The sequence below is a fragment of the Streptomyces sp. NPDC058092 genome (genome assembly GCF_042884935.1).
GTDB lineage: Bacteria > Actinomycetota > Actinomycetes > Streptomycetales > Streptomycetaceae > Streptomyces.
Genome location: NZ_JBHVSY010000004.1, coordinates 271,402 through 294,249, shown reverse-complemented (window position 1 = coordinate 294,249; position 22,848 = coordinate 271,402). Strand labels below are relative to the sequence as shown.

11 protein-coding genes and 1 pseudogene are annotated in these 22,848 nt (G+C 68.8%); 2 read left to right on the top strand and 10 right to left on the bottom strand.

Annotation, left to right across the window (positions count from 1 at the left end; all coding sequences use genetic code 11):
- Positions 1 to 2 precede the first annotated feature (2 nt).
- From ACFVV1_RS09595 to ACFVV1_RS09560, 8 genes and pseudogenes are all read right to left on the bottom strand, one after another.
- Positions 3 to 6,755 (bottom strand): DEAD/DEAH box helicase, encoded by a 6,753-nt coding sequence (locus ACFVV1_RS09595; RefSeq protein ID WP_389987028.1) that lies wholly within the window; start codon positions 6,753 to 6,755, stop codon positions 3 to 5.
- A gap of 112 nt (positions 6,756 to 6,867) precedes the next feature.
- Positions 6,868 to 7,818 (bottom strand): hypothetical protein, encoded by a 951-nt coding sequence (locus ACFVV1_RS09590; RefSeq protein WP_389987025.1) that lies wholly within the window; start codon positions 7,816 to 7,818, stop codon positions 6,868 to 6,870.
- Positions 7,819 to 7,895: 77 nt separating this feature from the next.
- A complete protein-coding gene (locus ACFVV1_RS09585) occupies positions 7,896 to 9,080 on the bottom strand; it encodes a DUF3696 domain-containing protein (RefSeq protein WP_389987022.1) in 1,185 nt (394 codons plus the stop codon).
- Complete coding sequence (locus tag ACFVV1_RS09580; protein WP_389987019.1) at positions 9,073 to 10,332, bottom strand: DUF262 domain-containing protein; 1,260 nt, start codon at positions 10,330 to 10,332, stop codon at positions 9,073 to 9,075. Before ACFVV1_RS09580 ends, ACFVV1_RS09585 begins: the two co-directional genes overlap by 8 nt.
- An 81-nt stretch (positions 10,333 to 10,413) precedes the next feature.
- Positions 10,414 to 10,664, bottom strand: a pseudogene (locus tag ACFVV1_RS09575) (ATP-binding protein); the annotation flags it as partial.
- A 53-nt stretch (positions 10,665 to 10,717) separates the two neighbouring features.
- Entirely contained in the window at positions 10,718 to 11,044 is a 327-nt protein-coding gene (locus ACFVV1_RS09570; RefSeq protein ID WP_389987016.1) for a hypothetical protein, read from the bottom strand.
- A complete protein-coding gene (locus ACFVV1_RS09565) occupies positions 11,044 to 12,435 on the bottom strand; it encodes a hypothetical protein (protein ID WP_389987013.1) in 1,392 nt (463 codons plus the stop codon). Before ACFVV1_RS09565 ends, ACFVV1_RS09570 begins: the two co-directional genes overlap by 1 nt.
- Positions 12,432 to 12,884, bottom strand: a complete 453-nt coding sequence (locus tag ACFVV1_RS09560; protein WP_389987010.1) for a hypothetical protein — start codon at positions 12,882 to 12,884, stop codon at positions 12,432 to 12,434. The genes ACFVV1_RS09565 and ACFVV1_RS09560 overlap by 4 nt, the downstream gene beginning before the upstream one ends.
- 308 nt (positions 12,885 to 13,192) lie before the next feature.
- Between ACFVV1_RS09560 and ACFVV1_RS09555 the strand changes: the two genes are divergently transcribed.
- Together ACFVV1_RS09555 and ACFVV1_RS09550 are read left to right on the top strand one after the other, a co-directional pair.
- Complete coding sequence (locus tag ACFVV1_RS09555) at positions 13,193 to 14,062, top strand: Scr1 family TA system antitoxin-like transcriptional regulator (protein WP_389987008.1); 870 nt, start codon at positions 13,193 to 13,195, stop codon at positions 14,060 to 14,062.
- A complete protein-coding gene (locus tag ACFVV1_RS09550) occupies positions 14,059 to 14,244 on the top strand; it encodes a DUF397 domain-containing protein (RefSeq protein ID WP_389987005.1) in 186 nt (61 codons plus the stop codon). The genes ACFVV1_RS09555 and ACFVV1_RS09550 overlap by 4 nt, the downstream gene beginning before the upstream one ends.
- Positions 14,245 to 14,289: 45 nt before the next feature.
- On the opposite strand, the gene ACFVV1_RS09545 is transcribed toward ACFVV1_RS09550, so the two are convergent.
- Together ACFVV1_RS09545 and ACFVV1_RS09540 are read right to left on the bottom strand one after the other, a co-directional pair.
- Positions 14,290 to 19,782, bottom strand: a complete 5,493-nt coding sequence (locus tag ACFVV1_RS09545; RefSeq protein WP_389987003.1) for a hypothetical protein — start codon at positions 19,780 to 19,782, stop codon at positions 14,290 to 14,292.
- Positions 19,779 to 22,781, bottom strand: a complete 3,003-nt coding sequence (locus ACFVV1_RS09540) for an SNF2-related protein (RefSeq protein WP_389987000.1) — start codon at positions 22,779 to 22,781, stop codon at positions 19,779 to 19,781. Before ACFVV1_RS09540 ends, ACFVV1_RS09545 begins: the two co-directional genes overlap by 4 nt.
- Between the last annotated feature and the right edge of the window lie 67 nt (positions 22,782 to 22,848).

Genomic DNA, 22,848 nt, shown 5'->3' with positions numbered 1-22,848 from the left:
GGTCATCGGTCGTGCTCCTCGTCGTGGTTCGGGTCATGTGCGGGCGGCGCGGACAGAATGTCGCCGAGTTCCCGTACGTCCCACTCGGTGGCGGTGCGGACAAACCAGCCCGCTTGCCGGTAGGCCTCGTCACGGTCGATGGCGTCCTGGTCGACGGCACCGTCGGCGCCGGTGCGATGGGCCAGTACGACGCCGACACGGTGGTGTGGCCAGGCCAGTTCGGCGGGCCATGCGGCGTCGCCGAGTTCGTAACCGGCCTGCGGTGCGGGGATGCCGTTGTCGGCCAGGGCAGCGGCAAGTTCGGGCAGCCCGGGGGCCTCGACGAGGTACTCGATGACCTCGTTCCATGCCTCGTCGCGTGAGGCGGGCACGGCGGCCGGGGTCTCGGCCGCCGGAGTCCCGTCTGTCGACTCGTGGACCCGGCGCTGTGTGGTGAGCCATCCCGCGCCGCCGGTGACGGCGAGTTCGAGCGGGTCGAATCCGTCCAGGCTACTTGCGGCCAGCTGGATGCCGTCGCCTTCCCCGTCGTTGAGGAACTGCAGCAGGTTTGTCCAGTACAGCCAGGCCTGCCAGCGCCTGCGGTGAGCGGCCTCGTCGCCGCCGAGGGCGGCGGGGCTGTCGTCAAGGACGGCGAGGGCGCTCCACACGGCCCCTGCCTGTCCTTGCCGCAGGTCGAGCGCGACAGTCAGCGGGCAGCCCGAGGCGTCCCGGGTAGCCATGATCTGGACGGCGCCCTTTCCACCGGAGAGCCGCTTCCCGCCGAGTGCGTCACCGATGCGTTCGGCGACGGCGGGCCCGTCGGCCAGCGCCCTGCTGGTCGCGGACACGGCGGCGAAACCCGCAAGCGCACTCTGGGCGCAGCAGCGCCACAGCGGTGCCTGGGGGCGTGTCAGGTAGCCGATGAGCAGTTCGACGGGGTTGGCCCATACGTAGCGCGGCAGGTCGCGGGTATCGCCGCCGTGCAGTCGCCGGTGAACGTCGAGCGCCGTCTTCTGCGCGGTGTTCTGGTAGGGGTGCCACACCGGGTCGGCGGGGGCCGGGCTGCGCCCCGTCCATACCTGTACGTCGTCCCAGGTGAACTGGAACACCTGCCACCCGTGTGCGGCGCGCAGCCGGGTGCGCTTGGCGGCGTCGCCCGCGATCTCGTTGTGGGCGGGGCTCGCGTGGTAGCGGTAGCCGTCGAGATAGACGGCGACACGTCGCTTGTCGTCGTCGAGGGACCGAAAGACGACGTCGGGGCGGGTGAAACCGAGGTCGGTCTGGGTCTCCATCTGCCACCCGCTGACGGTGCCGTCGGGTGCGGTGAAGCGCAGCACGGTGGCGTGCTCGCCGTCCGGCCGGTGTGCGGTGCGGACACTCACCTCGTCGACCTTCTCGGCCCAGGCGAGCAGCCCGCGCCGGAACAGCGCTTCGAGTTCGCTCTCCAACTGCGGGACGAGACTGATCTCCTGGGTGGTGGTGGCCTTCTTGACCACCCAGTCCCCGCCAGTCTCGCCGAAGAGTTCACCGAGCATGTCGAGGGCTTCGTCCCGCGAGACCATCGCGTACTCGCTGTCTGCGACGTGCCGGAGCAGGCAGCGGTGGCAGACCGGCCTGTTCTCCTTGACGCAGACGCAGGTCTGGATGGTCTGCCGGGCCAGTGCCAGCACCTCGCGCAGCCCGTCGCGCCCGGCGAGACGGTGCAGATAGCCGGTGCCGCCGGGCAGGGTGTCGTACAGGACGAGGAAATGACGCCGAACCTCGGCGTCGGCACCTTCCCGGTCGGGCACGGAGTCGGTGACGACTGCCAGGTGGTCGGGGTCACCGCCGTAACTACGTGCGATACCCGCAAGGAGAGCCGCCTTGAAGGAGACCAGCCGCTCCTGCGTGTGGGCGGTGACGGCGGGGATGAGGATGCGCAAGGCCTCGGTGCGCAGCCGGTGTGCGAGCAGCACCCGCACTCCCCCGTTGCCCTGGCCCGCCGGCGCGGCCTCCCGAACCCTGGGGCACCAGGGCCGGTGGTACGAGGCGGTCTTCACCGGGACCAGGGCGTCCTGCTGCGCCGGTCCGCCGTCGGCGTCGGCGAATCCGCAGGACTCGCAGACCCAGAAGGGGTTGAGGCGGACTTCCTGCCCGGCGAAGGCGTCCCCGGCTCCGTTTCCGGGTTCGACGCGGGAGGCACCGACGTTGATGTGCCGGATGGTCGCCTGCCGGCTGAACTCCCACCCGAACACGGCGTTCTTGTGTTCCCAGGCCTGATCGACCTTGTCGCGCGGGATGTCGACGGCGGCCACGGTCGTGTAGTGCCGACGCCGCCGCTCCTCGGTGTCATCGCGGACCCGGATGTCGTCGCGCGCGTCGCGGGAGTGGACCCGGTGGGGTTCCAGGACCCGGTGGAGGCAGCCGATGTCACCGATGGCCCGTGACCGGCAGCGCGGGCAGAGCGAGGTGTCCTGGCGGGCGTTGTCGTCGCGGACGTGGCCGCAGTCGGGACAGACACGCCACCAGCGCCAAGCGGGACGTTCGGGGCTGCCGATGTCGAGGCCGGTGATGTGGTGGCGGTAGCCCTGGATGTAGTAGTGGTTGCCGGGGGCGAGGTCGGTGAGGGCGAGCTTGGCTGAGCGTTCGTACCGCAGCACCTTGCTCTCGTAGGTCTCCTGGCCGTCATCCCCTGTCTCCCGCCAGGTGAGGGTGGCTTCGAGTTCGGTAACGGTGTCGGCGAGGCTGTAGTTGGGGAGCAGGCCGAAGTCGACGAGCGCGTTGTGCGCGGTGTCCCTGGCGATTTCGCCGGCCCGTCGTGCGACAGCACGGCGTTCGGCGCGCAGTTCGCGTGCGCGCCGCTGGTGTTCGGGGTCGCCCGCGACGAGTTCGGCGTTCGCGCGGTCGATCGCGGTGATACGGCGCTGCATGTCGCCGCGCCGCTCCGCCCATCGGGCCTCTGCCTCATTCAGGACGCCGGCGAGGGTTTCGTCGTCGGTCGCGTCCCCGGGGCGGCCGGTGGCGAACGTGCGCAGTGCGGCGGCGGCTTCGGGGCTGACGCCGGTGCCGCGCGCCTCGTCGTACGGAGGCAGCAGGCCCAGGAAGGTCTCGACCAGCCGCGGTCCGTCGGCGAGCGCGGCAGCCTTGAACTCGTCGAGCCACCCGTACGTGCCGAAGAGGGCGGTGGCCAGTCGGAGCAGCGGCTGAACCGTGCCTTCCCCGTCCTGTGTGCGCAGCCTCCCGGCACCGGCGAGGTCCAGCAGATGGGCGAGATACTGGCGGCGCAGGATCGCGACGGCGGACAGGAAGCAGCCGGGGGGCTGAATGTCACCGGCGATCATCTGTGTCGGGTCGTCGAGGTAGTACCGGTCGCGCGGTCCCCGGTCGACCATGGTGAGCAGGTACGCGTTACCGGTGGAGCGGCCGGCCCGGCCCACCCGCTGCACGTAGTTGGCGGGACCCTTGGGCAGGGAGGCGAGGACGACGGCCGACAGGTCGCCGATGTCGATGCCGAGTTCGAGGGTGGGCGTGCAGGAAAGGACCTGCGGATTGGTGTAGTGGGACCGTACGCCCGCCCGGAACGCCTTCTCCACGGCTTCCCGCTCGGCACGGCCGAGGGTGCCGGTGTGCTCGGCCGTGTTGATGGTGAAGACCCCGGCGTCGCGGTACATCCGCCGGTAGAAGTCCTCGGTGAAGTCCCTCTGCCGCAGGCCCGCCCCGGTGTCGCGGCCGGTGCGCAGGATTCCGCCACAGCGGTAGCGGGGGCACGGCTGGCCGTGCCATTGATCAGCCAGGTCGGGGTGGGCAACCTGCTGCCAGGAGCAGTCCTCGCAATGCACGGTGGCATCCGCGACGACGTCGTCGGCGAGCTTGCGGACCTGGATATGGCCGGGCTGGAGCCCGTAGACGCGGGTGCTGCCGTCAACCGCGGTGCGTACGGACAGCACGTCCAGGTCGACGAGGGCGGGCAGCAGTCGTACGAGGAAGTCGCCGGCCGCTTCCCGGCGCAACCCCAGGGCACGGACGGCCCAGTCCTGGTACCAGCCGAGCCGCCCGGTCAGTACGTCGAAGTCGTCGCTGCCCTGTTTGGGGCTGCCGAGCAGGAAGGCGGGCGCGGAGACGCCGGGCGGGAAGGCGGGCATACCGGGGGCCCGGCCGCCCCAGATCGGCCAGCGGCGCACTCCGGCCTGGTCGATCCATCCGTCGAGCCACTGGTGGCGGATCGCGCCCCGGGTCCTCATCCGCTCCAGGAGGCCCCGGACGAAGCCGACGAGGCGTTCCGGTCCGGGTACGGAGCCGTCGGGCAGGGCGATGTCACCGGGCGTGGTGCGCAGAACTTCCCACACGAGGGCCGCCACCGCGTCGGTGTCCGGCAGGGGTACGTCGGCGGCGACGGTGCGGGTGAGTTCGAGGGTGCGGCCCTGGCGGGAACGGAGCCCGAACTCCAGGGTGGTGGCGAAGGCGAGCCGTTGGGCGATCAGCTCCCAGGTGGCTTTGGAGCCCCGGCTGCGTCCTGACAGCAGGGTGTCGACGCCCTTGACGACATGGAGGTCGGGCGGAATGACGGCGGCCCGTACGTCCTGCCGGTCGGCGACCTCCTCGATGATGTCCGCCGCGAGGTCGTTCAGCGCGACGGGGGTGTCCTCGTCGATGCGCCGGGCGATCAGGGAGCGCAGCGAGAAGGTGTACGAGCGGCTGGCGACGTATCCGGCGCGGTGGGCGGCGTCCTGGACGGAGTCGTTGAACAGGAGGGTCTTGTCCTCGCCCAGGTCCTTGTCGAGTTCGCCGCCGGTGAAGAGCTGGGTGAGGGAGGCGGCGGCGAGTGCGGCAAGTCCGGTGCCGAGGTAGCGGATGCTGTTGACGGTGCGGCAGGCGGGGCAGCGGTCCTGTTCGGCCGCCCGGTCGCCGGCCAGGTCGACGACGACGAAGGCGGCGTCGTGCAGGGGCTTCGGAGGCCGTGGGGTGCCGGAGTCAGCGTGCCCGGGTTCGAAGTCCGTCTCGGGCGACAGCGGGACGAGGCGCCCGGAATCCGCCTCGAAGCGCATGACGGTGGAGCCACTGCGGACGGGCTCCCGGGCGAAGGCAGTCCTGAACGCTTCGGCGCCGGTCGCCGCGATCATGTTGCGGACCCGCCGCTTGTCCCGTCCCACCGAGGCGAGGCGGATCCGGCCCGCGTCCAGGTCCAGGGTGGCGGGGTCGGCCTCCGGGGAGAGCGCCGCCCATCCGGAGCGTCCGCATTCGCGGCAGAAGATGGCAGGCAGGAAGGTCTGGGCGGGCGGCGGGGCACTGTCGTCGCCGGGTTCCGTCGGCCGTTCGTCGGCAGGTTCGGGGAGCGCCGCCCCGGAATCGGTACCGGACCTGGATTCGGGCACCGGCCTACCCAGGGGCTTGATGCGTTCGTCGTCCCAGCGGAACTCGGCCCGTGCGGGGCCGACTCCGCGCAGGACCCGGGACACGGAGCGCACCCAGTGGTGGATCTCGATCGACAGCAGGGGCCGCTCGGGATCCTTCGGGTCGCGGGCCATCGACAGCAGCGCGATGTAGCGGGCGAGGGCGTCGGCGGCCGCCTTGGGCCGCTGCTGGACGGCCATGCCCCAGTGGTAGGCGTACCGGGGCAGCCCTTCGAGTACGTCGGCCATGGTGCGGGGGCTGCCGTCCAGGATCTCCAGCACGGCGGCGGTCAGCCGGTGGCTGCGCAGCCTTTCCCCCAGCTGTTGCGGGCTCAGTCCGCTTTCGTGCGTGAAGGCCGCCATCAGCCGGTCCACGGCATCCTTGTCGCGGGTGGGGTCTCCTTGCTCCAGCACGTCGTGCGGGGAGGGGAACGGCAGCGAGAAGTCGGTCTCTCCGGCGAAGTCCTTGATGCTCTGCCGGTCCTCGGCCACGACCGCGTCGGCGGGAAACGGCACGCCGAAGACCTGTTCGGCAACCGCGAGCATGGCGGTGCCGGAGGCGTCGGTGCCGCCCTCACCGAGGGTCGCGGACGTGGCGACCGGGCACACCGGGCCGAGCGGCCGGCCCGGCTCGGCGAGCCCGGTGACGGCGCCGAGCCGCCGCAGCAGCAGCGCGACATCGGTGCCCTGTGCGCCGTCGTACGTGTGGAACTCGTCCAGGACGACGTAGGCGAGCGAGGAGCCTTCCCACAGTCGCTGGTCCTCGGGCCGCTGCACGAGCAGGTCGAGCATCTTGTAGTTCGTGATGAGGATGTCGGGCCTCGTACGCCGGATCTCGTTCCGGTCGACGGCGACCTCGGGCACCGACTGCTTGAACTCCTGCGAAGCCGTGTCCCCGATATAGAGACCGGCCCGGACCGTGCCCCTCAGCCGGTCGTCGCCCGCCAGGTAGTCGTTGATGCGATGTGCCTGGTCGGTGGCGAGCGCGTTCATCGGGTAGAGCAGGACGGCCTTGACGCCCTCGCGACCCGCCTCGCGCTCGCGCAGGCAGTGGTCGATCAGGGGGACGAGGAAGGACTCGGTCTTGCCGGATCCGGTCCCGGTGGTGACCAACGTGGGCCTGGCGGGTCCGTGCAGGGTGGACAGCCGCTCCCAGGCCTGTTCCTGGTGCCGGTGGGGCCGGAAGGGGCGCGGAAACCACGTCAGATGCCGCTGCCAGCTGTTGTCCTCGGCCGACCGGAACGGGGTTCGGATCCGCAGGTAGGGGCCGCGGAAGATGCCGTCGTCCGCGTCGGCGAGGAAGTGCTCCAGGGCACTGCGGGTGCCCTCGTCGGCCAGCGCGTACGTCGTCGAGAGGTACTGGCCGAGGCTGCCCCGTACCTGTTCGGCGGCGAGAGTCGGTCGCACGCGCCCCTCCTTCTTCAGTGGTTCCGGGACGCCAACGGTATAGGCCGGACAGGTTCTCCGGTCCGGCGGAGGGGCCGGACCCGCGGCTTCCGCGGCCGGGCGGACGCAGCGGTCAGACGCCGAGTTTCCTGCCGATGTGCGCGATGTGCACCGTCCTCGTCTTCGGCACGAGGCGGAAGTGCAGCCTGCCGGGCCTCGGGGGGAAGTCGATGTGCAGGTCGAACAGCTGCTGGGTCCCGTCCAGGTCGGGGAACCAGCACGACCTGCGCCGCTGCTCGTGCTCGGGGCGCGTGGACCCGGGCCACAGGGGCCCTTCCGGGCGGATGTCCGGGTCCCAGTCGGTGACGGCCCTGTCCAGTTCGGCGAGCCGTCTGAGGACGACGTGCACCGAGACCTGCAGCAACGAACGCAGCTGCTGCTCCACGTGGGGCAGAAAGCCCAGCCGCGGAAACAGCTCGGCCCGCTTCTCCCACAGGGCCGCTCCGCTGTGTACGTCGGCGAGTCCGGTCTTGAGGAGCCACGCGGCACGCTCGCGGATCCACGTCAGGTGGTCCTCGACGTGGTCCCGTGCCGAGAGATGGCGTACCTCGACCTCGCTGACTTCGCTGACTTCGGTGTCCGGGTCGTCCACATCGTTGAGCTGCTCGCGCTCCACCCGCAGCGTCGAGGTGTCCCAGCGGGCCGCCACAGGTAAGGAGACGGCGAGCCCGTCGAGCAGGTGCGCGGCGCCGATCCCGTCGGCCCGGTCGCCCTCGTGCCGGTACTCGACGTCGTACGGCTCCTTCTCGTCCGGGAAGGCCACCTTGAACGGCGACTTGTTCTGCATCTGCCGCAACCGGAGCCAGGCGTCGCGGTTGCGGGGGTTCCCGGCCCATTTCCCGATCGGGTAACCCTCGGCGATCTGGAGGGACTTGAGCTCCACCGCGCTGACGAGCACGGTCGGCGTCCTATCCTCCTTCGCCACGGCCCGGGTGGTCCGGGCGAATTCCGTCATGGCCCGGTCCGCGTGTGCCGGCTCGCAGCCGGTGCCGCAGGAGATCTCGTTCAGGAACAGCAGCGGCACGTGTGGCCCCCTCCGCGATGGTGCCCGGCCCCGCCCCCGGTGCCGGCTGTGTGTGCGTGCTCGGGACGGCTGCCGTCTCACTCGAGCAGCTTGTCGAGCGTGTTCTCCAGCTCGTCGAAGAAGCCGTCCGGCCACTGGTCGATCAGCCCGTCCTCGTCGATCCGCGGGGTGATCACCCGCGTATCCCCGTTCTCCCGGCGGAAGTAGTGCACGGCGACCTGCTCAGGGGTGAGGACGCCCTCCTTGACCGCGAGCCGCATCCCGTTGAGCACGTGGTCGCTGTGCGATTCGACGACCAGCTGCGCACCCTGCGCGGCGGAGGCTGCGGCGAGCGCCGCCATCCGGGTCTGACCGTGCGGGTGCAGGTGTGCCTCGGGGTTCTCCAGCAGGACCAGTGCACCGGGCGTGGCGGTCAGGCAGGCGACGACGATCGGCAGGGCGTACGTCAGGCCGAAGCCGACGTTCGTGGGGCGGCGCCTGGTCGTGGACAGGCCGTCCGGGAAGCCGTACGACAGGCGGACCGCGTCCGTGCCCTCGATGGGCGTGGCCTGCAGGTCCACCCCGGGGCAGAGGTCGCCCATCCAGGCGTTGACCTGGTCGAGCAGCCGGTGCGACGCCGCCTTCGGGTGGCGCATCGCACCGTCGGGCACCTCGTCGCGGGCGTGGTGCCGGAGGAAGTTGACGGTGTGTTCGCCGCGTACGCCGAGGAATCCGCGCCCGATGACCATGTGATGGTCCCGGGGGTAGCGCTCGGACGGGGTGATGCGGTCGGCGTGCAGATACTGGAAGCCGCCGGTGAAGTAGCGGGGGACGATCGCCGGGTCCCCGGCCGGCCGGTCGGCGCCCTCGGTGAGGGGCAGCTCGACGGACGTGAGGGGCAGCAGGTTCTGCTCGGGGGCGTATCCGACGGTCCAGGAGTAGCGGTACGCGCCTTCGCTCACAGCCAGGGTGATCTCGGGTTCGTCCCCGGTGAAGTCCTCGTGTAGGACGTCCTGTCCGACGCCGATGGTGACCAGTTCACCGTTGAGCAGGAAGCCGTTGTCGTGGCGCGAACGGTGGGGGCTGCCTCCGGCGATCTCCAGGGCGAGCGTCCTGGCGTGGTCGAGGTCCCCGGCGGTGTACGACTGGTGGAGCAGGGCCAGGGCCTGGAGGACGCTGCTCTTGCCGGAGGAGTTCAGCCCGGTGAGCAGGGTGAGGGGCGCGAGGGGTAACTCCGCGTGCTGGAAAGCCTTGAAGTTGGTCAGCGTCAGCCGTTCAATCACCGCTCAGTACCCCCCGGAAAAGCTTGCCCATGTCCTCGAACCGTCGCTGCACCTTCTTCGGATCACCGGTGGCGATGGAGATGGCACGGTCGAAGTCCCAGTCCTTCATGAGGTCGAAGAACCTCGCATGGACCTTGTCACCGGACGCTACCAGCGCGTCACGTTCATGATCGGCCAAGTTTGCGAGATTGACGGCGACTGTCTCAAAAAGGGCCTTGTTGATGGGCGACTTGCGGGCCTGTCCCCGCCATTTACGGAACGCGTACTCCCCGAAGATGCCCGAGGCGCACTTCATCGCCTCTCGGAACTGGCGTGCTTCGTCCCGGCGTTGTTGCGGGGACATGCGGTTGATCCGGTGCATGGTGTCGACCAGGAACTGGTCGAAGTCCCGTTGCCGGTAGTCCGCCGGTACCGACAGCCGGAAGGCGAGGTAGCGCAGCACCATCTCCCGGTCGGACATCCGCTCGTTGGAGATGCTCCAGCCCGTCGCCTCCCCGAAAGCGGCTTCCTCGGCGAGATCGGCGAGGAACTCCCGGGCGTCTCCCTTGACGAGCGCGTGCCGGATCTCCTGACGGGTGAGCGGCATGCCACCTGTGTTGATCCGGGCGAAGATGTTGAACTTGACGTCCTCCGGGGTGCCTTGCTGGATGATGTGCACGACCAACTGCGTCTCGCGCAGCCGGATGCGCAGCCGACCGCTCAGGTCGTTGTACCGCTTGCCGGTGAAGTCGTGCAGATAGTCCAGCCCTCGCAGCGCGAGCGGCTCCATGTCGACGGCCTCGGGCGCCATGAAGCGGGCGATCGATGTGAGCCGCTGGATGCCGTCGACGACCGCCCAGTTGTCATCAGCGTCCTGGGCCATGTGGAACGACGAGATCGGGATGCGCAGCAGCAGCGACTCGATGAGCCGGCTCTGCTGGACGTCGCTCCAGATTCCGGCCCGGCGCTGGAAGTCCGGCGCCAGGTCGATCATCTCCTCCCGGAGCCGGGACAGCAGCAGGTCGACCGTGCTGGCCTGTGTCTCGATCTTGATGCTTTCCGGTTCGAACGGGAACGCCGCACCATGCGAATCCACCTCGTCGGCGGGCTGTTCCAGCTCGACGCCGGTCGGTAATCCGTCCGAGCCGATCTCGACGGGGTTGTGCACGCCCGGGATCGGGTCCTTTTCCCAGTCGGCGACGTACCGCTGGTATCCGACGGCCCGCTCCCGCCCCGTCGGCCGCCGGAAGCCGCTGTCCTCCAGGTCGTCCATCTCGTTGCCCTGCCGCCCTCGCCGTCTCGCTGCGCGTCACCGCCCGTCGGACCAGCCTATAGAGGCGGTGGCTCCTGGGAGCTATGGACGGCCCGGCAGGTCGAGCTCCGCCCGTACGGTCTTCCCCACGGGCACCCGGTCATGCACGGACCACCGGTCGGCCAGTGCCTCCACCAGGAGCAGCCCCGGCCCGATTCCTCGGCGGGCCCGGACCGGCCGTGGCTGCCCGGTGCGGGCGGCCGCCGTTCACCGCGCGCATCGGACACCTCGATCCGCAGGACGACCCCGGGAGCACGGGTCAGCACCAGCTCGAAATCCCGCCCCAGCATCCGATGCGCCAGGTGGTCCCGGCCGGCCTGAAGGCCGCCCCATCACAGGACAGCCATCAGCCTCCCAAAACCCACCGGGCCACCGCGATCGCACTGAGCATCAGCGGCGGCGCCAGCCACCAGGGGCCCATCGCGCGCCGAACCGTGGGAGGGACGACCGTGACGAGCAGTCCGAGGCCGCTGACCACGATGGCGAGAAAACACATCAGTGTGATCGCACCGTACGCGTCCTGGTCCCAGCTCCCCGAAGGGCGAGTGATCAGCGCCGTATAGCAACAGAATGCTGCGATCACATAGAGGAGTGTCAGCGGTACAGCCATGACCCGTCGAAGGCAGCCGCTGTCGTCCTCGGGCGCACGTGTGGTTTCGAACTGGTCGGACATCAGCGCAGTGCTTTCCTGGCGTTGTCGAGGTCGTTGTTGAATCCCCGGCCGTACGCCTGGGCCTTGTCGCCTTCCCAGTAGGGCCCGCCGTTGTACCGCGCGGCAAGTTCTTGGTACTGGGCGGACGTCATCTCCTCTGCGGGCACGTTGGCGAACTCACTCTCCGCTTTGAGTTGCGCCAGGTATTCGGACGCGATGAAGATGTTCTGCCCGGGGTCCTGGAGGGACTCCTCCACGACGGCGCGCTGGTGTTCGGTCAGGTTGTCCGGATCATAACCGAGCACTTCAGCACCACGTCGAACCTGGATCGCGATGGGTCCGAAGGAAGTCTCGTCGGGGCTACCACCGAGACGACCCGGCAGATTCTCCGGTGAGATAGGGCTCAGCCCCCAGGGTGCGTCGGCCTGCTCACGGATCGTATCGACCACGTCGTCCGCGTACCCCGGCTGGCCCGCGATCTCCTGCCATGCGATGCCCGCGACCATGTCCGGAGGCAGTCCGGAGTTCTTCGCCGCAGCCTGGATGATCTCCTTGTTCGCCGCGATCCACTCCTTCTTCTCCTGGTCCGAGGACGGAGGAAGCCAGTAACCATCCTTCGCCTGAGGCAGGTTGGCGACCTGCATCCTGATGTCATGAAGCGTCGGCGAGACCGGAGCACTGCCGACCTGTCCCGTGTAGTCCTGTTTCGGTCCGCTGCCGGGCAGATGAGTCAGAGGGTTGCTGCTGGCCTCGTGGGCCTCGCGCTGCATGGCGGCGATGGCCGAGAAGATGTCCACGCGCGGGACGTTCCGCAATCGGAATTCAGGAAGCAGGTCGTAGGCCTGCTTCATTCCGTGTACGCAGATGTCACGCGCCTCCTTCTCCGTTGTCTTGGCGAGGTGAAAATTGCCCCCCGCAGCATCGTGCAGTCGGTTCGCCTCGTCCTTGATGTCGTCCACGTCCATGGTCAGCTCAGCGAAGAAGTCGAGCACGCCCGTCGTACCGCGCATGTCCTCCCACTGACGCATGGGCTCCGCGTCCTGCGCCTCACGGGTGATCGCGGTTCCCTTGGTGGCGATCAGTTCGGCCAGCGCCTGTTCATTGGCCTTGCCGTTGGAATAGTGGCTCTTCGCGGTCGTCAGCGCGTAGGCATAGCCACGGAGCGCACTGGCCGCCTTGCCATAACCCTCCGCAAGGTTGGTCACCAGCTTGCGCGCCTCAGCGACGCGGGCCTCATAGCGCTGACTTCCCTCACTATGCCAGTGCGTCTTCTTCTCAGCCCGCTCGGCGGGCTCGTCAGCCTCTGCCAGCATGTTGCGTATTCTGGTGAATTCATCGGCGTTCCGCTCCACGAGGGCCGGGTTGCAGCCCTCCAGGAACTCGACGTCACTGCGGTGACTCAGCCCGCTCACTTCGCCTCCGGTGGTACGTAGCTACCGTCACGCAGGATCGTTTCCAGGAACTGCTGGGCGTTGCCGTCGTCCACGGTGACGAAGTCCGTCCCGGCGCTCTTGAGTCGCGTGGCGAGAGCAGCGAAGAGCGCGACCGCGTCCTGGTACTGGTCGTCAGCGAACCTGCCGAAGCGTTCGACCTGTGCGGCTACGTCGCTGTGGGCCCGTGGTTCCCGCGCCATTGTGCACAGGTCACCGTCCGGCCGCCCCTCGTAAAGGAATCCCGCGATCTCGATCAACAGATTGGCGTTCCCGTTGATGGACGCGCTGTTGTAGTCCAGCGTGCCGTCGGTGGGCGAACCTCCTGGGCCGCCACCCTGGTCGGCCGGCAGCTGATTAAGCTGCATACCGGCGGCCCGGCGCGCCAGCGCCTCGGACTTCAGACCGGCCCATTCCTCATCGAACGACATGCATCCCCCTGCAATTGCCGACTCTTGGCACTGTGCAGCAAATGATCATATCGAATGAGTCCAGGCATGCCCGTCCGGTTGTTGCGCTTGATCGAGGACAAGCCACACGCGACCGGTCGTTCACGCCCCCCGTCCCGGAGTATCCGAAGGCGCCGAACGGAGGTTGCTGGGTGCGTTCATTCCGCGCCCGCTTCACAAGCCCGGAGACCCGTACGCTGAGTCAGCGTACGGGTGCGGAGAGTGGAAACTGCTTGCAACGGCGCGTGAGCATGGGTGGGTTGGTGGGACGGTACGTGGAGGTGGGCCGGTTGGACGAAGCGGTGGTCAGCGCAGGTGGCGCCTGTGGGGGTGCGGCGGGCAACGGTGGGGTGGAGCCGGAGAGTTCGGACAGCCTGAAGGCTTTCGGGGAGGTCGTGAAGGCGTTCCGGAAGCGGGCGCGGCTGACGCAGGAGCAGTTCGCCCCCCGGGTGCGGTACTCGGTGCCGACCGTTGCCTCGATCGAGCAGGGGCGGCGCTTCCCGCCGGCGGACTTCGTGGAACGGGCGGAAGAGGTGCTGGACGCGTTCGGGACGCTGCGGGGTGCGGCGCGGCATCTGTCACGGCGGCCGGGGCTGGCGAGTTGGTTCCGACAGTGGGCCCAGCTGGAGGCGGAGGCGGTGAGCCTCTACACGTACGAGTGCCGGTTGATTCCAGGGCTGTTGCAGACGGAGGCGTACGCGCGACGGCTGTTCGTCAACCAGTTGCCGCCGTTGGGCGATGAGCAGATCGAGGCGCAGTTGGCGGCTCGGCTGGAGCGGCAGCGGTTACTGCGGGAGCGGCCGAATACGGCTTACAGCTTCATTTTGGAGGAGGGTCTGTTCCTGCGGTGCACGGGTGGGCCGGCCGTGACACGTGACCTCATCGAGCACGTGCTGAGGCAATCGGAGCTGCGGAACATCGAGATCCAGATCATGCCGCAGATGCGGGTGGATCACGCGGGGCTGGATGGACCCATTCAGCTGCTGGAGACCCGAGATAACAAGTGGTTGGCGTACTGCGAAGGGCAGGAAAGCGGCCAGCTCAACTCCGACCGCAAAGTGGTCAGCATGCTCCAGATGCGGTATGCCAGGATGCGGTCACAGGCTCTTACCCTGGAGGACTCCACGAGCCTGTTGCGGAGGATGCGAGGAGCAGCATGATCACCACAGAACTGGCCTGGTTCAAGAGCAGCCACAGCGGAGGTTCCGGCGACAGTTGCGTCGAGGTGGCAACCGCCCCCGAGGCGGTTCACGTTCGCGACTCGAAGGTTGAGCAGGGCCCTCAGCTCGACCTGTCGCCCACATCGTGGATGAGCTTCGTCTCGTACGCCGCTCAGGTCTGACCGAGCGCCCCGAGCCGATTCGAGTCCGGCTCCGGGGCGCTCCTCTCAGGCGTCCTTCATCCGTTGCGTGAAGTAGGCGTGCGCAGCACGCATCTCGGCTTCGCGGTCGGCCTTGTAGAAGGGCGCGGTGTAGCCCTCGGGAGTCTCAGAACGCTCGCCGGCGTTGAAGGCGAGGAGCTGCTCGTAGTGGTCCTTGGTCTGACCGAATCCATAAGCGTGACGAACGCCTCCCAACCTGCGCTCATTCGCGTCAAACCAGGTCACGGCCTCGAAATCCTGCATGACTGGGAATCTGGACTTGTACATGGCCATCAGCGCGTCAGCGCTCACGCCTAGCCACACAGCTACCAGGGCATCGATCTCCACCAGTGCACTTCGGCGCGCACGCTCCGTGCGCAGCGGTGTATCGCGGTTCCACGTGGATGCCACTTCGTGCAGGGGACGCAACCCGGGCCACGAGTACGCCCACGGTTCGTAAGCCGACCAAGTCGGGTCGAATAGCTCCGCCCAGAGTTCCGCGTATGCACTCGTCAGGCAGTTGAGCCGTAGGACACGCAGCAGGAGAGGTGAAGCCAGCGGGTGATCTGGCGAAGGCGCTGGCAGTCGCCGCGCTGAAGCTACGTCCAGATTACGAACCTTCGTTGTCCGCAGGAGATAGTCAGCTGGAATCGACGACCAGATGCCAGCGGTCAGGGCAGTGCTGCACGGATCCGCCATCGTTGCACTACGGACAGCGTGCACGTGTGTGGGACCAGGCGGCAACAGGACCACGTAAAGGCTCCGCTCGGTGTCCGGCGCAATCATCATTCGCCATGCCACCCGGTAGAACTCCGTGTACGGCCTCCGCGCCCAGTCCACCAGCCACGCGTCCATCTCGGGCTCCGTGACCTGTTTCTCGGCCACCAGCCGAGACTCCGCGACAGCAGCTCGCGCCCAACCCACCGCCGTCTTCGAGGCCCTCAGATCAGCCAACCAGCGGTGGTCTATCCATCGTTCCTGCCCACCCTTGAAAGTCGTCTCCTCAGCCACACAGACGTACTCGGACTCCGGCACGGCATCGTCGGCGATTGTCTTTGGGTTCAGGCCCAGCAGCTCGCCGCCGCCCTGGCTCGGCTGTTTGAACATTGGGTTCGCAAGACCGATCTGGGATCCCTTGAGGATTACCTCAGACCAGTCAGTCGGTAGATGGCCAGCGCCATTCGCGTCCACCGGGTTGTAGTCGATCAAACCGGCGACCTTCGCTCCACTCTCGTGGTAGCCGCTGGCAATCTGCGGACTGTGGGCTGCCAGCCGCACCGGGTAGTCCGCCAGTGCCCCAATAGCTTGGGCCTCCGCAGTGCTCACGGGGGACAACAGTCGTGCTTGTCGTACCGGAAGGTCCTCGTCACCCGTCAGGCGCTGCCACAAGGCAAGGGTCTCCTCCGTTACTCGTACGATCCGTTTGCTGTGCGGTCGTTCGTCCCAGCTGCCTCCGAAGCGGACACCTGGATCGGGAGCCGTGCCATCGTCACCGTACGACCAACGCAGCGCAGCGACTGAAAATAGCCACGACAGGTGATCAAAGGCGACTTCGCCCGCCCGCCCATAGATATGGACACCAAAGTGGCTTGCGTGACCGATCGGCGGGGGGAAAAAGCGGTTGCTAGCGTTGGCGAAGTCGCCGTGGACCAGGAGTCGTTTGTAGGCAGCCTCTCGGAGCCTCCCCTCCCTGTCACCACTGAAGTGCGAGTCCGGATGGACAAGACCCACCGTGCCGTCGTGCCCCGTGTGCGTCCACGTCGTGCACCTGAACGCCCGGTACAGGTCCGGCTGAGTCCCCTTGAGAAGCGGGTACATCTGCTCCGACCCGAGCATGGCGACCGTGCCGCTGAGTGAGGCCAACTCGCGCAACAAGACGTAGCGTGTCGGCTCGGCGGCCAACAGCTCGTCAATGCGGCGCGCACGTTCAGCGCGAGAAGCCTTCTCCGTGAGCATGAACCAAGGCTCGTGCTCAGCAAGAACCGGGTTCTCTTCCCACTTGGGCCGCACCCACGGCGGGTTCCCCACCTGAAGGTCGAACCCGCCGCTCCTCCCGCGGAACACATGCGCGAAGTGCAGCTCCCAGTGGAAGAAGCCGTGCCCGTCCTCCGCCTGTATGTCCTTCTCCGTCGAGCCGGCGATGGTCTCCACCACGCCCAGCCACGGGAAGCGTCCCGTCAGGTGCTGGGCCTCGTCCATGCCCAGGACCGCGACCAGGTCCTTCTCGTACGTCGTCAGGACGTCCAGGTCCTCGATGGCGTCCAGGAACGAGCCCTCGGGGACCTCGTGGGTGCCGAGGAGACAGTCCAGGAAGTCGAGCCAGTCGGGGAGGGACTTGAGCGGGATGGTGTCGCGCCAGCGGTTCGTCGGGATGCGTGACCGGCGGCTGCCGCCGCGCCGCTGCCCGGAAGAGGACCGTTGCTTCGGCTCCTCCTCGACGGGCTCTCCGAACAGGGACACCTTCTCCCAGCCCTGGTCCCCCGGCGCCGGCCCGTCGGTCGGCTCGGGCGCGTCAGACTCCGCCGCCCGCGACGCAGGAGCCCCGCCCAGCAGCGCGGCCAGGTCGGCCTCGCTGACGACGCCGCCCCCGACCTCGTACGCCCGTGCCGTGCCGTCGAGCTCGGCGACCTTGTCCAGCGGCCAGAACCACAGGGCGCACCAGGCGTCCATGACCTTCTTCAGCCGCCAGTACGGTGTGCCGATCGCGGTCAGGTCGTCCAGGACGCGCTGGCGGTCGATGGCCTGGTCGGGCTGGTCGAGCCAGTCGGCGCCCCAGACGTCGATGCGGCGGGCGATCTTGTCCTCGGAGAGTTCGAGGCGCTTGGCGACCATCCGCCACAGGAACTCCGTGGTGCGGGCCAGCCGCTGGAGTCGTCCGGCCTCCGAGTCACGGTTGCGCTTCTGCCAGGTGGCGTACCGCTTGGCGCGATCGGCGGCCGGCTCGTCCTCGCGTTCGGCGAACGCCGTGCCCTTCGGGGACTTCTGGATGCCCTTGCGCCAGCCGGCGAGCGCCGAAGCCTGGGCCGGGGCGAGCTTCTTCGCCTCCGGTTCGGCGGCGACCGCGCCCCAGCCGACCGCCGGGAGGAGGAAGTGGTGGACGGCGCCCTCGGGCAGGTCACCGTCGCGGAAGGGGAGTTCGTCCGGGGAGAGGGCGTCCTTCTTGGCGAGCCAGGCGCCCTTGTGGAGGTCCTTGCCCTGGTACACCTTGCGGCCCGCGCCGATCAGGGAGTTGCCGCGGCGCAGGTGCAGGCCGAACCAGGGAGCCCGCATGCCGGGGTGCATGGTGTTGAGCCAGAGGGAGACCTCGGCCAGCTCCACGGCGGTGGCGTTGAGGTCGACGCCGTAGGCGTTGTGCAGGGCGACGTAGGCCTTGGCCTTCTGGAGCTCGATCTGGCGGCGTTCGGTGTCGATGCGGCGGCCCAGTTCGCCTTCGCGGCGGCGCAAGTACTCGGCGGCGACCTGGTCGATCGCCTCGTTGAGGAAGGCGCCGGAGCCCAGGGCGGGTTCGCAGATCTTCCACTCCAGCAGCTCGCGCGCCGGGGTGGTCGTGCCGTCCTGGTCGAGGCGGTGCTTGAGGGCCAGCTCGACCGTGACCTCGGTGAGGGACTTCGGGGTGTAGTAGGAGGCGGAGGTCTGCCGGTCGCGGCCCGCGAGGCGGTAGACGAAGGAGTCCTTGGGGTGGACGACCCGTTCGAGGTGGCCGGTGGTCTCGTCGCGGACGCGCTGGACGAAGACGTCGTCGGCGTACTCGTGGACCTTGGAGGCCGGGATCATCCAGCTGCCGCCGGACGCGTCGCCGCCCTTGGCGACCTCGTACAGATCCTCCTGCGCGATGAAGCCCGTGTAGGACATCAGGCCCTCGTAGACCGCGCCGAGCTGGTTGATGCCGAGCTGGGCGTACGAGATGAAGCCGCCGCGCTCCTTCCCCTTGCCCTTGGTGAGCATCAGGCGGCGCAGCACCTTGTGCAGAGTCTCGTTGCGCAGCCGGGTGTCGAGGTAGGGGCCGCGCTTGGAGTCCGGGGCGGCGGGGTCGTACGCCGGGTTCTCGACCTGGTCGTCGGCGATGAGGCGTACGGCGCTCTCGGCGAAGAGGTCGGAGCGCAGTGGTTCGAAGCGCAGGCCCTCGTCGGCGCTGCGGCCGACGGTGCGGCGGGTGCGGGCGGCGTCGCGGAGGCGTTCGGTGTGTTCGGCCTCGGTGATCGCGGAGGCGGCGAGGAGGTCGTCGGCCTCGCGTTCGACGGCGGTGGCCTCCTGGAGCGCGGCCTCGGCCTCGACGTCCTCGGGCTCGGTGCCGTAGGGGCGGTGGCCCTTCTCGACCATGCGGAACAGCAGGTCGAGGGACTCGTAGAGGTGGTAGCCGTTACGGGAGCGTTCGCCGATGAGGTCGCGGGTGACGAGGTCGCCGAGGCGCTGGAGGCCGTAGCCGCGGTCGTACTCGGGGTAGTCGGCGGGCAGGATTCCGAGGGCGGGCTGGGCCTCCGCGTACAGCAGGAAGAGGATGCGGTAGAGGTAGCGCAGCGACTCGCGGCTGAGCTCCTTGGCGAGGCGGACGGGGTCGTCGAGCTGTGCGGGGGCGACGCCGTTCTTCGGATCGCGGAGGCGGTCCAGGACCTCGTTGGCGATCCACTCGACCGACAGCCGCAGGCCTTCGCGGAGCTCGGTGGAGACGCCGACGGCGTGCTTGCCGGACTTGTCGACGAAGTCGGCGAGCGGGGCGGTGCCACCCTCGGCGGGCACCCGCAGCGAGTCGGCTCCGAACAGGGCGGCGATCGTGTCGAGTTCGCCGCCGTTGCGGTCGTCGCGGCGGCCCAGGGCCTCGTCGATGACGGCGGCGAGGTAGCGGCCTTCGTACCAGGTGAGCCGGTCGGCGAGAACGATCACGCCGCCCACGAGGAGCAGGACGTGGCGCGGCGGGTTCTCGCACTCGAAGAGGAAGTCGGCCAGCGCCTTGCCGTCGGTGAGCGATCCGGATGCCTCCAGGGCGACCGGGTGCAGCAGCCGGCCCGGCCCCTCTGGGTCGAGGGCGGCGTCGGGCTGGGCGGTCCAGCCGCAGGAGACGGCGACGATGCCGGATTCCTGGTGCGCGACGGTGAGTGTGTACTCGCGCTCCGAGCGGTGGACCGTGTGCGTCTGCTCGTGGGCCTCGGTGAAACCGAGCGCGCGCAGGGTCTCCAGGTGCAGGCCGGTGACCCGCTTGGGCCAGTCGGCAGGGACGGGGGCGTCCGGCCGGCCGAGGGCCTCCTCGTCCTTCTCGAAGTCGGCGCGGGAGGCGAAGTACGGTCCGTGCAGGGCGCGCAGGCCCTCCCGGGGCGTACGGGCACGCGGCGGGACGGTCGCCGGGTCCTCGCCCAGGCGCTTGGCGTCGGCGACGGCCGCCGCGTGGGTGCGGCGGGCCTCGTCCTCGGCTGCGGCCCAGTGAGCGAGGAGCCCGTCCTTGGCCTTGAGGTCCTTGGGCAGCACCTCGGCCAGGTAGTGGGCCGAGAGGAAGTCGCCCTGGTTGACCAGGGAGTCGTACGTCACGTGAGGTCTCCGCTGTCCGCCGGTTCGAGGCTGTGGCTCTGTGCGGGCCGGTCCAGGACGGCCAGGACCCGTAGCAGGGGGCGGCCGGTCGTCTGCAGCTGGTCGAGCAGGTGCGCCTGGTCGTCGGCGGTCTTCTCGACCTGGCGCTGCTTGCGGCTGGTGACGCCCGGCAGGAGCGAGTCCTTCTCCCATCGGGCGAGCTGCTTGCGGTAGTCGGCGAGCGGTTCGCTGATCAGGTCGGCCCAGGCGTCCTTCGTACGCTCCAGGTGGGCGCGGGCGGCCGCGACGGCTGCCGGGACGAGGGACTGGAGGTGGTCGCGGTCGCGGGGCCCGCCGGTGACGGCGAGCCGCGGCCCGACGCCCACGGCGCGCAATGCGTCCGACATGGAGGTGACGACCGGGGTGCTGGGCAGTCCGGTGACGGCCATCCACTTCACGACCGTGGGGCGGCCGAGCGCGTTGGAGTAGATGCCCTGGACGAGGAAGGTGGGATGCCTGGCGTCGGGCGAGGTGATGACGGGGGCCTCCTGACGGCCGAACTCCACCAGCACCTTGTCCGTCAGCCACTCCACCACCGGGTGGATGTCGGTGAGGAAGGAGACGTTGGGCCAGAGGGTGTCCGAGCTCTCCCGGGCGTCGGTGAGCTTGCGGTCGGCCAGCTCCCGGTCGAAGGTCAGGAGCATCCGTTCGGCGACGCCCTGCTCCTTGAGGTAGGAGGGCGGCAGGGCCTTCAGGCGGCGCAGCAGGTCCGGGGCCTTCGCCGGGGACAGCGACAGGTACGGGCGGTGGTCGGCGTCCTTGCTGCGGGTGAGGCCGATCCGCTCGTCGGCCTGCTCGTCGAAGACCTCGGCGAGCGCGGTGTCGACGAAGGCCGCGGTGTCGTCGAAGAGGCTGGGGAGTTCGGCGCGCGCCGGAAGTTCCTGGTCGGTGATCGTGTCGACCTGGCCGAAGAGGCCGGCGAGCATGCCGTCGTCCTCGCCGGACGGGGCGGCGTCGAAGAAGTCCTCGACGCTGCCGCCCTCGACGAGTTCGCGGGTGAGGCGGCGTTCCTCCTCCTCGGCCCGGTAGTAGCCGGTCTCCGCTTCTGCCGTGCCGTTGAGCTTGTGGGCCTCCTCCTCGCGGCGCAGGAGTTTCTCGGCGACTGTACGGTCGTCCTTCGCACCGGCTACGGCGGAGGTGAGGATCAGGGCGCGGAACTCCGGCTGGACGCGTTGTCCGTACCGGTCGATGCGGCCGTTGCGCTGCTCGATCCGGATCAGCGACCAGGGGATGTCGTAATGGATCAGGTCGCTGCACTGGCGGTGCAGGTTGACGCCCTCGGAGGCGACGTCTCCGGTGAACAGAAGCCGCACCGGGTGGTCGGCGAGGGAGAATGCCTCGCGGATCGCCTGCTGTTCCTGCTCGACGAGTCCGCCGTGCATGAGGAGGACGGGCTTGCGGAAGCGCTTGGCCGGATCGCCCTTCGTGCCGACGGCTGCCTCTTCCGGGGTGCTGCCGAGCGGGAAACCGAGCCGGGCGGGCACGACGCGGGCGAGCCACTTGAGGGTTTCGACACGTTCGGAGAAGACCACGGCACGCTTCTTGCTGCCGGGGCGGATACCGATCTGTCGCAGCTGTTCCACGAGCGCGTCGAGTTTAGCCGAGTCACCGGGCGCGCTGCCGTCGCCGATGGAGTCGGTGAGCATGCGCAGGCGGGTCAGTGCATCCTGCTCGACATCGACGGCGAGGTCGTGGCACTTGCCGTCCTGCGCGTCCTTGGCAGCTTTCGCGGTGAGGTTCTTGCTGCGGTTGGTGACCATCTGGCCGAGCGCGACATGGGAGGAAAGGAAGGTCTTGAGGACGTTGTGGGCGAAGAGGGGGTCGGTGCTGACCGAGACCCGGTCCTGGTCGGCCGTACCGAATTCGATCGTGGTGGGCGGGGCCGGCAGCCAGTGCGCTGTCAGTTCGGCGAAGATCCGCTCCTCGGCCTCGGTGGCGGCGCAGTGCACGGAGTGGGTGGGCCCCCGGTCGGCCCACTCGTCGCCCATCTGGTCACGGACCTCGGGGCTGATCTTCGTACGGCGGATGTAGAGGTGCCCGAGATCCTTCTCCGGGTCGTAGTCGTTCGCGTCGACGATCGCCGCCGGATCGAGGAGGGACACCAGGTCGGCGAAGGACTGCTTGTCGCCGTTGTGCGGCGTGGCGCTTGCGAGCAGCAGTGCGTCGGTGCGCGGGCCGAGAATCTCGGCGAGGGCCCGGCGCTGGCTGCCCGGGTTGATCAGGTTGTGCGACTCGTCGATGACGACCGCGTCCCACTGGATGCGCTCCAGGTGATGACGGAACTGGCCGATGTTCTTGAGGGTGTCGACGGAGATGATGACGCGCTTGTAGTGCGTGAACGGGTTCCGGCCGGCCGGAATCTCGCGCTGGATCCGCTGGATGCCGAGGGAGTCCAGGCGTACCAGGGGGATGGAGAACCGGGTCCACAGCTCGTGCTGGAACTGCTCCAGCACGCTCTGCGGGGTGACGACGAGAATGCGCTCGCCGCGTCCGCGGCGGATGAGCTCGGCGAGGGTGAGACCGATTTCGAGGGTTTTACCCAGTCCCACGACGTCGGCTATCAGGATGCGGGGGCGCAGGTTGCGCATGGAGAGCGCGAGCTCGGCGGGGCGCTGCTGGTAGCTGAGCGGATCCAGCAGGAAGCGGTCGGCCAGGGCCAGACCGCGCTCGGACTGCGGGAGCGGGGTCTTGCGCAGGACTGCCTCGAGGAAGAGACGGCTGCTGCGGAAGTACGAGGACGTGTCGGGCACCAGGACGGTCTTCTCGGGGTCGACGAGCTCGACATCGTCGATCGTGGTGAAGAAGACCGCTTCCTCGTCGCGTACGAACTCCGAGACCCCGACGGCTTCGATCCTGTCGCCGTCCCGGTCGGTACTTCTGGCGCTTTTGACCAGCCATTCCTCGTCACGGACGTGGATCTGCGCGCCTGCCGGGTACCGGGTCTCCCCCTGGTCTGCCACCCGTGATTCCTTCGTTTGATGCGTGTCGGTCGCTGGGCCCCTGTGCTTCACAAGTCTTTCACGCGGG

What these genes read in the sequence shown, in the direction of transcription:
- ACFVV1_RS09580 (WP_389987019.1), bottom strand. Translation starts at nt 10,332, where the DNA reads ATGGACGACCTGGAGGACAGCGGCTTCCGGCGGCCGACGGGGCGGGAG.
- ACFVV1_RS09560 (WP_389987010.1), bottom strand. Translation starts at nt 12,884, where the DNA reads ATGTCGTTCGATGAGGAATGGGCCGGTCTGAAGTCCGAGGCGCTGGCG.
- ACFVV1_RS09550 (WP_389987005.1), top strand. Translation starts at nt 14,059, where the DNA reads ATGATCACCACAGAACTGGCCTGGTTCAAGAGCAGCCACAGCGGAGGT.
- ACFVV1_RS09570 (WP_389987016.1), bottom strand. Translation starts at nt 11,044, where the DNA reads ATGTCCGACCAGTTCGAAACCACACGTGCGCCCGAGGACGACAGCGGC.